Annotated in this window: 9 protein-coding genes; 6 read left to right on the top strand and 3 right to left on the bottom strand. The window is 63.1% G+C overall.

The features are described from left to right. Nucleotides 1-29: 29 nt before the first annotated feature. Nucleotides 30-848: a MipA/OmpV family protein gene (locus WN982_RS26990; protein WP_341318655.1), complete on the top strand. Its 819-nt coding sequence runs from the start codon at nt 30-32 to the stop codon at nt 846-848. A 92-nt stretch (nt 849-940) separates the two neighbouring features. Here the strand turns inward: WN982_RS26990 and WN982_RS26995 are convergent, their stop codons facing one another. Continuing rightward, nucleotides 941-1,849 carry a LysR family transcriptional regulator gene (locus tag WN982_RS26995; RefSeq protein ID WP_341318656.1) on the bottom strand — a complete coding sequence of 303 codons (909 nt, stop codon included), beginning with the start codon at nt 1,847-1,849 and terminating at the stop codon, nt 941-943. Between the two features lie 249 nt (nt 1,850-2,098). On the opposite strand from WN982_RS26995, the gene mdlC reads away from it, so the two are divergent. The 4 genes from mdlC to WN982_RS27015 all read left to right on the top strand — a co-directional run bounded on the left by mdlC (nt 2,099) and on the right by WN982_RS27015 (nt 8,194). Further along, nucleotides 2,099-3,718, top strand: a complete 1,620-nt coding sequence (gene mdlC / locus WN982_RS27000; protein WP_341318657.1) for a benzoylformate decarboxylase — start codon at nt 2,099-2,101, stop codon at nt 3,716-3,718. 49 nt (nt 3,719-3,767) lie between these two features. Further along, nucleotides 3,768-5,219, top strand: a complete 1,452-nt coding sequence (locus WN982_RS27005) for an aldehyde dehydrogenase (protein ID WP_341318658.1) — start codon at nt 3,768-3,770, stop codon at nt 5,217-5,219. A 183-nt stretch (nt 5,220-5,402) separates the two neighbouring features. Further along, nucleotides 5,403-6,833: an MFS transporter gene (locus WN982_RS27010; protein WP_341318659.1), complete on the top strand. Its 1,431-nt coding sequence runs from the start codon at nt 5,403-5,405 to the stop codon at nt 6,831-6,833. Between the two features lie 215 nt (nt 6,834-7,048). After that, nucleotides 7,049-8,194, top strand: coding sequence for a porin (locus tag WN982_RS27015; protein WP_341318660.1), 1,146 nt, complete (start codon nt 7,049-7,051; stop codon nt 8,192-8,194). A 101-nt stretch (nt 8,195-8,295) separates the two neighbouring features. On the opposite strand, the gene gabD is transcribed toward WN982_RS27015, so the two are convergent. Both gabD and WN982_RS27025 read right to left on the bottom strand, forming a co-directional pair. Next, nucleotides 8,296-9,756: an NADP-dependent succinate-semialdehyde dehydrogenase gene (gene gabD, locus WN982_RS27020; RefSeq protein WP_341318661.1), complete on the bottom strand. Its 1,461-nt coding sequence runs from the start codon at nt 9,754-9,756 to the stop codon at nt 8,296-8,298. 818 nt (nt 9,757-10,574) lie between these two features. Next, on the bottom strand, nt 10,575-11,858 hold the full coding sequence (locus tag WN982_RS27025; RefSeq protein WP_341319435.1) for a 4-aminobutyrate--2-oxoglutarate transaminase: 1,284 nt from the start codon (nt 11,856-11,858) through the stop codon (nt 10,575-10,577). Nucleotides 11,859-11,994: 136 nt separating this feature from the next. On the opposite strand from WN982_RS27025, the gene WN982_RS27030 reads away from it, so the two are divergent. Continuing rightward, nucleotides 11,995-13,506 carry a PLP-dependent aminotransferase family protein gene (locus tag WN982_RS27030; RefSeq protein ID WP_341318662.1) on the top strand — a complete coding sequence of 504 codons (1,512 nt, stop codon included), beginning with the start codon at nt 11,995-11,997 and terminating at the stop codon, nt 13,504-13,506. The last annotated feature ends 38 nt before the right edge of the window (nt 13,507-13,544 follow it).

A 13,544-nucleotide genomic window follows, 5' to 3' on the forward strand; every position in this document is an offset into this window, starting at 1 on the left:
CGTCTCATCCCTCTACTTTAGGAACGACTGTGAAAAAAACCTTTCGTCGTGAGTACCATGTGTTGCTAGCCGTGGCGTCCGTCTTCCTGTATTCGGGCAGCGCGTGGGCGGACGATGTCGGCGAAGATCACGCCGAAGCAGACTCCTCCGGCTTCACCGTGCTGAGCAATGCCACGAATGTGACGCACTGGGGCTTGGGCGTGGGAGGCGGTGTCGAGGCGTCGCCGTACAAAAACGGCAACACCAAATTCTCGCCGATCCCGCTGATTTCCTTCGAAAATAAATGGGTCCACGCGTTCGGCACGACTGTCGACCTGAAGATCGGGAAGTGGGACAACGTGAGCTTCGCGCTGCGCGGCGATTTCGCCATCGGCGACGGCTACAAAAATTCCGACGCACCGATCCTGAATGGCATGGAGAACCGCGGCGGCGCGTTCTGGTACGGCCCGGCGCTCGCCTGGAAAACGGCATTCGGCACCCTGGAGGGCGACTATCTGCTGGGGGGGAATAAGGGCGAGCGCGCCAAAATCGACTTCAGCAAATCCTTCGATTACGGGCATTTCTCATTCGAGCCACATGCCGGCGTCGAATGGCTGAGCAGCAAGTACGTCAACTACTACTACGGCGTTCGGTCCTCGGAAGTGCGGGCGGGGCGCCCCGAATACACTGGAAAGGCCGCCTACAACATGTCGGTCGGCACGCGTGTCGACTACAAGTTCACGCGCCATCAGATGGTGATTCTGGATGTCGGTGTGTCGCACTCCAGTAGCGGCATCACCAACAGCCCAATCGTAGGCCGGCGTTATATTCCTGAAGCCAGGCTCGGCTACCTTTATCAATTCAATTGAGGACGGCCTCATGTCGCGAGTTGCAATTGTCGAGGACCGTGAGCGTCTCGCGTCGCCGCCCAATGGCGTAGTGTCGTTGATCGTCGTCCGCTTCACTGGTGAACCGCTGTCAACTGCCGCAGTTGCTCCAGCAGCTTGACCGCCGGGCTCGGCAAAATACCCTGACGCCGCCGGAACGCCGTCAAGGTGCGGCGTCCCACCAGCCCCGGAATCGGCAACGTATCGAACACGCCGGCCGCGCTTTCGGTGTCGTACATCGGCGTAGCCATCCAGCTCAGAAAACCCGCGCGCGTGACGAGGCTCTTCAGCACGGTAATCGAGCGGGTTTCGACCGCGATACTGGGCATGCCCAATCCATGCTCGGCGAACACGTGCTGCATGTGCTCGAACGGACCTGTACCGCGCGGCGGCACGCACCACAGCTGATCGAGCGTGTCGGCAAGGCATAGATCCGCTTTGCGCCTCAGCGGATGATCGAGCGCGGCGACCACATAGCTCGTGTCCTCCCAGCGGCAATCGGCGATCGCGGCGATCTCGTCCGTGTCGGGCACCGCCATGCTGAGCGCGAGGTCGATCTCGTGTTTCATCAGGCTATCGGCGAGCCGGTCCCACACGCCCTCCATGATCTCCACCCGCAGATTCGGCCAGCGCGCGAGCACGCCACTCACCGCGAGCGGCAGCACGAGCGTCGCGATGCTCGCCACCGCGCCGACCCGGATCGTGCCTTTAGCCAGGCCGCGCATCGCGTCGATTTCCTCGCGTGCGTGGTCGGCCTCGCGTTGCAGCAAGGCGGCGTGCGGCAGCAGCGCGCTGCCGATCGCAGTAAGCTGCATACCCTTCGAGTGCCGTTCGAACAGGGGCGCGCCGACCTGATCCTCGAGCCGCTTGATGGTGCGGCTCAGCGCCGGCTGTGTGACATGCAGCACTTCCGCGGCACGGCCAAGACTGCCGCTCGCGACGATGGTCGCGAACGCATGCAATTGCTGGAGGTTGAAAGTCATGCTTAAAAGTAATGCCTTTTCTCAAAAAAGGCAATTTTCAATCAAGAGCCCGCTTTCGATAATGGGCGCTCAAGAAACGGCGCTCATCGACAGCTTTGCATGGGATTGGAGTAAGCGCTGAAGCGCTAACTCCACTCGACAGCTTTGCATGGGATTGGAGTAAGCGCTGAAGCGCTAACTCCACTCGACAGCTTTGCATGGGATTGGAGTAAGCGCTGAAGCGCTAACTCCACTCGACAGGAGACAGGCATGACCAGCAACGCGCCCCGTTCAGACGCATCGGGTACCTCTCGACACGCAGCGTTCACCGTGCGCCACGCCGTGATCGACCTCATGCGCCACCTCGGCATGACTTCCGTGTTCGCCAACCCGGGTTCGACGGAACTGCCGCTGTTCCGCGATTTCCCGGCTGATTTCCGCTATGTGCTGGGCTTGCAGGAAGCTGCCGTGGTCGGCATGGCCGACGGTTATGCGCAGGCCACCCGCAACGCGTCGTTCGTCAATCTGCATTCGGCGGCGGGCGTGGGCAACGCGATGGGCAATATCTTCACCGCATTCCGCAACCGTACGCCGATCGTGATTACAGCCGGCCAGCAGGCCCGCTCGATTCTGCCGTTCGACCCGTTCCTCGCCTCCACGCAGGCCGCCGAATTGCCCAAGCCGTACGTGAAGTGGAGCATCGAACCGGCGCGCGCCGAGGACGTGCCGCTGGCGATCGCGCGCGCTTATCACGTGGCGATGCAGGAGCCGCGCGGACCGGTGCTGGTGTCGATTCCCGTCGACGACTGGGACCGGCCAGCCGAGCCGGTGGCGGCGCGCGTGGTGAGCACCGAGACGCGGCCGGAGCCGTTCGTGCTGGCGCAGATCGGCGCCGCGCTCGATGCCTGCGAGCGGCCGGCTTTCGTGGTCGGCGGCGCGGTCGACCGGGCCGGCGGCTGGGACGAGGTGGTCAGCCTCGCCGAGCGCCACAACGCCCGCGTGTTTGTCGCGCCGATGTCGGGCCGTTGCGCATTCCCCGAAGACCATCGCCTCTTTGCCGGTTTTCTGCCGGCCATGCGCGAGAAAATCGTCGAATTGCTCGGCGGCCACGACCTGATCTTCGTGATCGGCGCGCCGGCGTTCACGTATCACGTCGAAGGACACGGGCCGCATGTGCCGGCAGGCGCCACGCTATGCCAGCTGATCGACGATCCAGCGATCGCGGCGTGGTCCCCTGTCGGTACCGCCGTGGTCGGCAATATCCGCCTTGGCGTGGCCGATCTGCTGACGCGGCCGGCACCGAAAAAGCGCCCATTGCCCGCGCCGCGCGCGGCACGTCCACGCGCCGAGCCGTCCGCGTTGATGTCGGTCGCGTTCGCGTTGCAGACCCTGGCAGAGGTGCGCGATGCGAGCGATATCGTGGTCGAGGAGGCGCCGAGTTCGCGGCCCGTGATGCAGAACTATCTGCCGTTCACGCGCAGCGGCACCTTCTACACGATGGACAGCGGCGGTCTCGGCTACGGCATGCCGGCCGCGGTCGGCGTCGCGCTGGCAAAGCCGGGCACGCGCGTGATATGCCTGATCGGCGACGGTTCCAGCATGTATTCGATCCAGGCCATCTACAGCACCGTACAGATGAAACTTCCGATCACGTTCGTGATCCTGAACAATTCGCGCTATGCGGCGCTGCAGGACTTCGCGCCGGAATTCGGTTTCGCTGCCACCGATCCGGTGCAGGGCACCGATCTGCCCGGGCTCGACTTCGTGGCGCTGGCCGCGGGTATGGGTTGCCCCGGTACGCGCGTGACCGAGGCCGGGCGCCTGCATGACGTGCTGCGGGAAGCGTTGGTGTCGTCCGGGCCGATGCTGGTCGAAGTCGTCGTGGCCTGAGCGCGAGCTACGCCCGCACCGATAAAACTTTTCGTAGGAGACAAACACGATGCAGACCATTTCGATGCTGATCAACGGCGTAGCAGTACAAGCCAGCAATGGCGCCACCTTCGAGCGCCGCAATCCGCTCGACGGCGAAGTGGCGACTCGCGCGCCCGCGGCGACCGTCGCCGATGCGGTGGCCGCCGCCGATGCTGCCGCAGCGGCGTTTCCGGCATGGTCCGCAATGGGTCCGAGCGAGCGCCGCGCGCTGCTGATGAAGGCGGCGCACGCGTTGGAAGCACGCAGCGCAGCGTTCGCCGCGGTGATGGCGGCGGAGACGGGCGCCTCCGCGATGTGGGCGGGCTTCAACGTCCATCTCGCCGCAGGCGGGTTGATGGAAGCGGCGGCGCTGACCACGCAGATCGGCGGCGAGCTGATTCCGTCCGACGTGCCCGGCAGCCTGGCGATGGGTGTGCGGCAACCGGCAGGTGTCGTGCTCGGCATCGCGCCGTGGAATGCGCCGGTGATCCTCGCGGTGCGCGCCATCGCGTTGCCGCTCGCGTGCGGCAATACGGTCGTGCTGAAGGGCTCGGAAATCTGTCCGGGCACCCACGGCCTGATTATCGAAGTGCTGCAGGAGGCGGGTTTGCCCAAGGGCGTGGTGAACTTCGTCACCAATGCGCCGGCCGATGCCGGGGCGGTGGTCGAAGCGCTGATCGCGCATCCGAAAGTGCGGCGTGTCAATTTCACCGGCTCCACGCATGTCGGCAAGATCATCGCGGCAACCTGCGCGCGTTATCTGAAACCCTCGGTATTGGAGTTGGGCGGCAAGGCGCCATTGATCGTGCTGGACGACGCCGATCTCGATGCCGCCGTCGACGCTGCCGCATTCGGTGCATTCGCCAACTCAGGGCAGATCTGCATGTCGACGGAGCGGATCATCGTCGATGAACGGATTGCCGAGCGGTTCGTCGGCCAGCTCGCACAGAAAGCACGCGGCTTGCCGCTCGGCGATCCGCGCAAGGGCCCGGTCGTGTTGGGTTCGGTTGTCGACATGAGCACGGTCGAGCGTTGCAATGCGCTGATCGACGACGCGCTGGCCAAAGGCGCCACGCTGGTCTGCGGCGGCAAAGCCGACAGCACGCTGATGCCCGCCACGCTGCTGGACCATGTGACGCCCGCCATGCGCATCTACGGCGATGAATCGTTCGGTCCGGTGAAGGGCATCGTGCGTGTGAACGGCGAAGACGAAGCCGTGGCCTGCGCGAACGATAACGACTATGGGCTTTCGTCGGCGGTGTTCAGCCGCGACGTGGCGCGGGCGATGAATGTCGCCAGGCGCATCGAGTCGGGCATCTGCCACGTCAATGGGCCGACCGTTCACGACGAAGCGCACATGCCGTTCGGCGGCGTGAAGGGCAGTGGCTTCGGCCGCTTCGGCGGGCAGGCGGGGATCGCGGAGTTCACCGATCTGCGCTGGATCACCGTGCAAACCACGCCGCGTCATTACCCCTTCTAAAGACTCTTTGGTACTGCAATCGCCACGTTCAACGCGATCGTAGTATGTACACCTGAAAGAAAGCCATGCATCCACGTCATGGCTTTTGCGCGAAACGGCAATGTCAAAGGCCGCCTGCTCGCTCACATACTGACTACAAAAGCGCGGCTGTCAAAACGCGCACATAAACCAGGAGACAGTTTCATGACTAGTTATGTACCGCCGGCCAATGCACCAGGCGCACCCGGCGCGGCCGGCGTGCCGCTTGCCGACCATCAGGCGGGTATCGAAGAGGCAGGTCGCGCGGTCGACATTGGCCGTACGCTGGACGAAGGTCCATACACGACAATGCAGAAGATCGTGGTGTTTCTGGCGGCGTTATCGATCGTGCTCGACGGCTTCGACAGCCAGTTGATCGGCTTCGCGATTCCGGTGCTGATCAAGGAGTGGGGTGTGACGCGTGCGGTGTTTGCGCCGGTGGTGGCGGCGGGTCTGATCGGCATGGGAATCGGCAGCGCGTGTGCCGGATTGCTGGCCGATCGCTTCGGCCGCCGCTGGGCGGTGATCGGCAGCGTGCTGGTCTTCGGCACCGCCACGTGCGGCATCATCTTTGCCCACGATGTCCTGACGATTGCCGCGCTGCGCTTTGTCGCCGGCCTCGGCATCGGCGGCGCGTTGCCCAGCTCGACGACCATGACCGCCGAGTTCACGCCGGCCCGCCGACGCACGCTGGCGGTGACCGCGACGATTGTCTGCGTGCCGCTCGGCGGAATGGTGGCGGGTCTGGTCGCGCATGAGATTCTGCCGGCGTACGGGTGGCGCGGGCTGTTCCTGATCGGCGGTCTCATGCCGTTGGCGCTCGCGGTGCTGCTGCTGTTCACGTTGCCCGAGTCGCCGCGCTTTCTTGCGCGTCGGCCGCAGCGCTGGCCTGAACTCAACCGCCTGCTTGGCCGTATGTCGCGGCCCGTGGCAAACGGCTGCGTGTTTACCGACGTCCGCGAACAGGCCGTGGAGAAACACGCCGGTTTTACCGCGCTGTTCCGCGATGGCCTCGCGTTCGATACGGTCGCGATCTGGTGCGCGTTCTGCATGTGTCTGCTCGCCGTGTACAGCGCCTTCAGCTGGCTGCCGACGATGTTGAGCACGCAGGGCCTGTCGGTGTCGGTCGCGGGTGCGGGACTCACGGCATACAACCTTGGCGGCGTGGTGGGCGCGTTGCTGTGCGCGGTCGTGATCGCTCGCGCCGGTTCGCGCTGGCCGTTGATTCTCTGCAGCGCGGGTGGCGCGCTCAGCGCCTTACTGCTGCTCGGCGTGAACATTTCCGGGCATACCGGCTCCGGGCATACCGGCTTGCTGATCTTCGGTCTCGGTGTGCACGGCCTCTTTGTCAACGCGGTCCAGTCGACGATGTTCGCGCTTTGCGCTTACGTCTATCCGACCAGCGTGCGCGCCACCGGCACCGCGTCGGCGCTCGCGTTCGGGCGGCTCGGCGCGATTGCCAGCGCATTTGCGGGTGCGGTGGTGATTACGGCCGGCGGGGCGTCGTCGTATCTGTGGATGCTTGGCATCGCGATGACGATCGTGATGGTCGCGCTGATCGTCGTCAAGCGGCATATTCCGAAGCCCGTCGTTTGACGGACGTCATGACCTGAACGGGTCTTAACGGCGGCCGTCGAGCGCGACACGCGGATCGCCGTCATCTGAAGCGGGCAATCTTCGACGTTATAAGTCGGTGTGAATAGCGATCGGCGTTGCCACGCCTGTAATTAGTATGACTATATAAAAACACTTCGAATGGAACGCGGCTGGATCGTTGCGCGCTTTTCAAGCGAAGCACCCATCAAGGAGACATGGAGACGATGAAATACAAACTCGCATTGGGCGGCATGTTGCTGGGCATCAGCGCCTCGTCGTTCGCGCAGAGCAGCGTCACGTTGTACGGGATTATCGATACCGGCATCGAACTGGTCACGCATGCGAATGCCGCGGGAGACAGTGTCGTGCGAATGCCCGGCATTACTGGCGAGTTTCCGTCGCGCTGGGGCATTCGCGGCAAGGAAGGCCTGGGCGGTGGGCTGTCCGCCGTATTCGTGCTGGAAAGCGGCTTCAACACGAAAAGCGGTACGCTGAATCAAGGCGGCCGGTTGTTTGGGCGGCAGGCCTATGCAGGGCTCGAAAGTCCGTACGGCACGCTGAGCTTTGGCCGCCAGTACACGATGACGTACTGGGCCATCCTCGATTCCGATCTGCTCGGCCCCGACATCTACGGCGGCACGGGTTCATTCGACCAGTACATGCCGAGCGCGCGCAGCGACAACACGATTGCGTACAAGGGCACGTTCTCGGGTTTCACGGTCGGCGCGACCTATTCGTTCGGACGCGACTCCGCGGGTACCGGCAATTCGCCGGGGCAGGGCACCTGCGTAGGCTCGATCCCGGGCAGTTCGCAGAGCTGCCGTGAATGGTCGGCGATGTTGCGCTATGACATGAACGGTTACGGCGTGGCGGGCGCCTACGACGAACAACGCGGTGGCCCGGGCGCGGCCGCGAATCTGTTCGACGGCACCGCGCCATTCGCGCTGACCAATTCCGGCGACAAGGACGTGCGCATGCAACTGAACGGCTACGGCCATATCGGTCCGGTTAAGCTCGGTGCAGGCTGGCTTGGGCGTCATGTCGAGACGGTCTCGCCGGGACTGCCGAATGTGCGCTCGAATCTGTATTACCTGACTGCCGCGTACAACGTGACGCCTGCGTTCATTCTGGATGGCGGTGTGTACCGGATCATCAATCGCGCCGACGACACGCGCGGCACGATCGCCGCGCTGCGCACCACGTATCTGCTGTCGAAGCGTTCCGCGGTTTACCTGCAAGGCGCGTATCTGTTCAACAGTACGCACGCGGCCTATACGGTGAGCCAGGGCGGCGGGGGCACGACACCGGCACCAGGTGTTGGACAACTCGGCGTGATGGCCGGCATCCGGCATTCGTTCTGATGGAGTAGCGAACGTCATGATGGCCGCGTTAGGCGAAAGCCGCTGCGGCCCTGGACGTAAAAACGGCCACGTCGGTTTTTCCGAGGTGGCCGTTTTTTACTTTAGATACCGCCGACGCACATGTACTTGATGACCACATAATCGTCGATACCGTAGTGCGAGCCTTCGCGGCCGAGACCGGATTGCTTGACGCCGCCGAACGGCGCCACTTCGTTCGAGATGAGGCCCGTGTTGATGCCGACCATGCCGTACTCGAGCGCTTCCGCGACGCGCCAGACGCGGCCGATATCGCGGCTATAGAAGTACGACGCGAGGCCGAATTCGGTATCGTTGGCGAGGCGGATCACTTCCTCGTCCGACGAGAAGCGGAACAGCGGCGCGAGCGGGCCGAACGTTTCGTCGCGGGCGACCTTCATGTCCGGCGTGACATCCGCGAGCACCGTCGGTTCGAAGAAGCCGTGGCCGAGTGCATGGCGCTTGCCGCCGGTGAGGATGCGTGCGCCTTTGGCGAGTGCGTCTTCGATATGCGATTCGACCTTGAGCACGGCCGCTTCGTTGATGAGCGGACCTTGCGTGACGCCGTCGTCGGTGCCGCGGCCGACCTTGAGTTGTTCGACTGCGTCGCGCAGTTTCGCGGCGAACGCGTCGTAGACTTTATCGTGCACGTAGAAGCGATTCGTACAGACGCAGGTTTGGCCGCTATTGCGGTATTTCGACGCGATGGCGCCGGCGACGGCCGCATCCAGATCCGCATCTTCGAAGACGATGAACGGCGCGTTCCCGCCGAGTTCGAGCGACACTTTCTTGACTGTCGGCGCGCACTGCGCCATCAGCAGACGACCGACCGGCGTCGAGCCGGTGAACGACAGTTTGCGCACGATCGGGTTGCCGGTCAGTTCCGCGCCGATGGCTTTCGGCTCACCGGTGACGACGTTGAACACGCCGCGGGGGACGCCCGCGCGTTCGGCCAGCACGGCGAGCGCGAGGGCTGAGAGTGGAGTGGCCTCAGCCGGTTTGACGATGATTGGGCAGCCGGCGGCGAGGGCAGGACCGACCTTGCGGGTGATCATGGCCGCCGGGAAATTCCACGGCGTGATGGCTGCGCAGACGCCGATCGGCTCTTTTGTCACGACAATGCGTTTGTCGCCTGCCGGCGTGGGGATGGTGTCGCCGTTGACGCGTTTACCTTCTTCGGCGAACCATTCCAGGAATGAGGCGGCGTACTGGATTTCGCCTTTTGCTTCGGCCAGAGGCTTGCCTTGTTCGGCCGTTAGAATTTGCGCGAGGTCGTCGGCGTGCTCGAGCATGAGGTCATGCCATTTGCGTAGTACCGCTGCGCGGTGCTTGGCTGTGGTTGCTCGCCATGCTGGCCATGCTGCGTTTGCTACGTCGATGGCTCGACGGGTCTCTGTTGTGCCCATGCGGGGCACGGTGGCGATTGTTTCGGCTGTGGCAGGGTTTTTTACTTCGAAGGTGCTCGCGTCGTCCGAGTCTTGCCATTCGCCCGCGATGTAGGCTTGTGTCTTTAAAAGGGTTTTGTCTTTTAAGGTCAAATTCGTCATTTTGTCGTGCTCCGTGTACTTTGGATTTTGATGGTCTTTTTGCCTGCGCGGCGCTTGTCGTCTGTGTGCCTACGGCGCTGGCCTTTCCTTGATTTGATATTGGTTTATTAGCGTTCCCCCTGTGCGGGGGGGCACCTACTTTTCTTTGCCGCCGCAAAGAAAAGTAGGCAAAAGAAAGCGGCTCAAACCGCCAACTCTTAAGCGGGTCCCCTGGCTTGGAGGAGGTAGTGGAGCATCTGGAATCGGTGTTCTCGCACATTCAGCGTGAGTGACAAGGCAGTCATACTTCCGGCGGCGCTGCGCGCGCCGACGCGGTACTTCACAAAACCGACCTCCATTTTCGCGTCAACGTTTCGTTCGGCGTGGTGCCCGCACTCCCACAATTCAGCGCCTCGCCAAGGCGAAGCCGATGGCACCCAACCGCGCGCAAACGAAGCCCTTGGTTTCCCTCGCCGACCGTTCCGGCGAGCACGCAGTGCGCGGCGGGAAGAATGACGCCGGAGGCGCATACACACAATCGGTGTTGGGAAGTACCGCTGCGGCGCGCGCAGCGCCGCCGGAAGAATGACTGCCTTGTCACTTACGCCGAATGTGCGAGGGCACAGATTCCAGATGCTCCACTACCTCCTCCAAGCCATGGGACCCGCTTAAAAGTTAGCGGTTTGAGCCGCTTTCTTTTGCCTACTTTTCTTTGCGGCGGCAAAGAAAAGTAGGTGCCCCCCCGCACAGGGGGAACGCTAATAAACCAATAACAAAACAAGGAAAGGCCAACGCCGCAGGCACACAGACATAAAGCGCCGCGCAAGGCAAAAAAACCCTTAAACAACAACCGCCACGGTCTCCTTAATCACGTCTTCAAGAATAACCAAAGCCTCATCGAAGACAGAATCCTGAATAGTGAGCGGAAACAGGAACCGAACGACGTTCGAATAAACACCACAAACGAGCAACAACAACCCGCGCTCAAGCGCACGAGCCTGCACCCGCTTGGTGAACTCAGCATCCGGCTCGGAAGTGCCAGCCTTGCAGAATTCAACAGCAACCATCCCCCCAGGCCCGCGCACATCGGCAATCTGCGGAACCTCGCTTTGAAGCGCGATCAGCTTCGCTTTAACGCGATCACCAAGCACAACAGCCCGCTCGCAGAGCTTCTCTTCATCGATGATATCGAGCACAGCATGCGCAGCAGCAACCGCCAACGGGTTACCGGCATAGGTGCCGCCCAGGCCACCAGGCGCCGCAGCATCCATCACGTCGGCGCGACCAACGACACCCGACAACGGCATGCCGCCGGCCAGGCTCTTGGCCATCGTCATCAGATCAGGCACCACATCGTAGTGATGCATCGCAAACAACTTCCCGGTACGGGCAAAACCCGTCTGCACTTCATCAGCGATCAGCAAAATCCCGTGCTCATTGCACAACTTCCGCAATGCACGCACAAACTCGGGCGGCGCGGGATAAAAACCGCCTTCGCCCTGAACCGGTTCAAAAATGATCGCCGCGACACGCTTCGGATCGATGTCGGCCTTCAACAGAAACTCGATCGCCTTCAGCGAATCGGCAGTCGTCACGCCGTGCAGCGGATTCGGGAACGGTGCATGGAACACGTCCGAAGGGAACGGACCAAAGCCGAGCTTGTACGGTGCAACCTTGCCGGTCAGTGCCATGCCCATCAGCGTGCGGCCATGAAAACCGCCGGTAAAGGCAATCACGCCCGGACGGCCGGTCGCAGCGCGGGCAATCTTGATCGCGTTTTCGACCGCCTCGGCACCCGTCGTGAAGAATGCCGTCTTCTTCGGATAGTCGCCCGGCGCGCGTTGATTGATCTTCTCGGCCAGTTCGACGTACGACGCGTACGGCACGATCTGATACGCAGTGTGCGTGAAATGATTGAGCTGGTCGCGGATCGCCGCCAGAATCTTCGGATGACGGTGGCCGGTGTTGCACACCGCAATGCCCGCAGCGAAGTCGATGAAACGGCGGCCCTCGACGTCCCACAACTCGGCGTTCTCAGCGCGCTCGGCGTAGAAATCGCACATCACGCCTACACCGCGCGGCGTGGCGGCATCCTTGCGGCTCTTCAGTTCAGCATTCTTCATAGTCATCTCCTCACTCCTCGGTTTTTGCGGGGGGCCGCCGATGGACGCCGCGCCCACAGCGCAGCACATGCAGCGACTATAATGAGATTTGGCTCTTAACTTCAGAGCCATTTCAATAAAAATGTAGGAGCCAATCATGCGCGCGAGCGTTTTGTCCGACTGGCTGGCGCAGCGCCTCGATCGTGGCAACGGCCAGCCGATCTATCGTCAGCTGCATCGGCTGTTGCAGCAAGCGATTCTGTCGCGTGAATTGCCGGCGGGCACGAAGGTGCCGTCGTCGCGTTTGCTGGCGCAGGAACTGGGCATCGGGCGCAATACCGTTACCCAAGTGTATGAGCAGTTGGCCCTCGAAGGCTATGTGAGCTCGGCGACCGGGCGCGGCACCTTCGTCGCCGATAGTGCGCCGGACGAAATCGTCGGCGCGCCCGATGCCGAGGCGCCCGCGGCGCGGCCCGAGCCGCTCCCGCTGCCGTTGCAGGCCAAGCGCGCGCTGTCCACGCGCGGCGCGAGGCTGATTGCGGGCGCGGGCGTGTCCAAGCGTCAATGGGGCGCGTTCATGCCGGGCGTGCCGGATGTCACAAAGTTTCCGGCCCGCGTGTGGAGCCGCTTGCATAACAAGTACTGGCGCCGGCTGCGTCCGGACCTGCTGACTTACGCGCCGGGCGGCGGCCTGGCGTTGCTGCGGCACGCGCTGGCGGACTATCTGCGTACGTCGCGCTCGGTGCGTTGCACGCCCGAGCAGATCATCATCACGACCGGGATTCACCAGTCGGTCGATCTGGCCGTGCGCCTGCTGTCCGATCCGGGCGACGTGATCTGGACCGAAGACCCCTGCTATTGGGGCGTGCGCAGCGTCATGCACGTGTCCGGCCTGCAATCGCGGCCGATCGCCGTCGACGAAGAGGGCATCAATCCGTCCGCCGACGACCTCGCGCAGCCGCCGAAGCTGATGCTCGTCACGCCCTCGCATCAATATCCGCTCGGCATGGTGATGAGCCTCGCGCGGCGCCGCATGCTGCTCGAATATGCGCGGCAGAACCAATGCTGGATCATCGAGGACGACTACGACAGCGAATACCGCTACGGCAGCCGGCCGCTGGCATCGCTGCAAGGTCTGGACACGTCCGGCCAGGTGATTTACGTGGGCAGCTTCGGCAAGACGCTGTTTCCGGGTTTGCGCATCGGCTACCTGGTCGTGCCCGAGGCGCTGGCGGAGAGCTTTGCCACCGCGAGTGCGGAGCTGTACCGCGAAGGACAGTTGCTGCAACAGGCGATGCTCGCGGAGTTCATCGCGGAAGGGCATTTCACGTCGCACATCCGCAAGATGCGCACGCTTTACGGTCAGCGGCGCCAGGCCCTGCTCGACGCCGCCGCGTGCCGTTATGGCGATGCGCTGCCGGCAGTCGGCGGCGATGCCGGTTTGCATCTCGTGATGCAGTTGCCCGAAGGCACCGACGACCGCGCGGTGGCCGCGGCGGCGCTGGAGCGCAATATCGTCGTGCGGCCCTTGTCGGGGTATTACGCGCAACCGTCGCTCGCGCCGTCGGGCTTGCTGATCGGCTACGCGTGCGTGCCGGACGAAGAGATCGCGCCGGCCTTCAATACGCTCGCCGATGCGATCGACGCCACGCTTGTGCAATTCGCGTGAGCCTGAACGTACGCGTGCGCATGCTTCACCGCTTCAAA

It is taken from the genome of Paraburkholderia sp. IMGN_8, from assembly GCF_038050405.1.
In the GTDB taxonomy this organism is placed as follows: Bacteria; Pseudomonadota; Gammaproteobacteria; order Burkholderiales; family Burkholderiaceae; genus Paraburkholderia.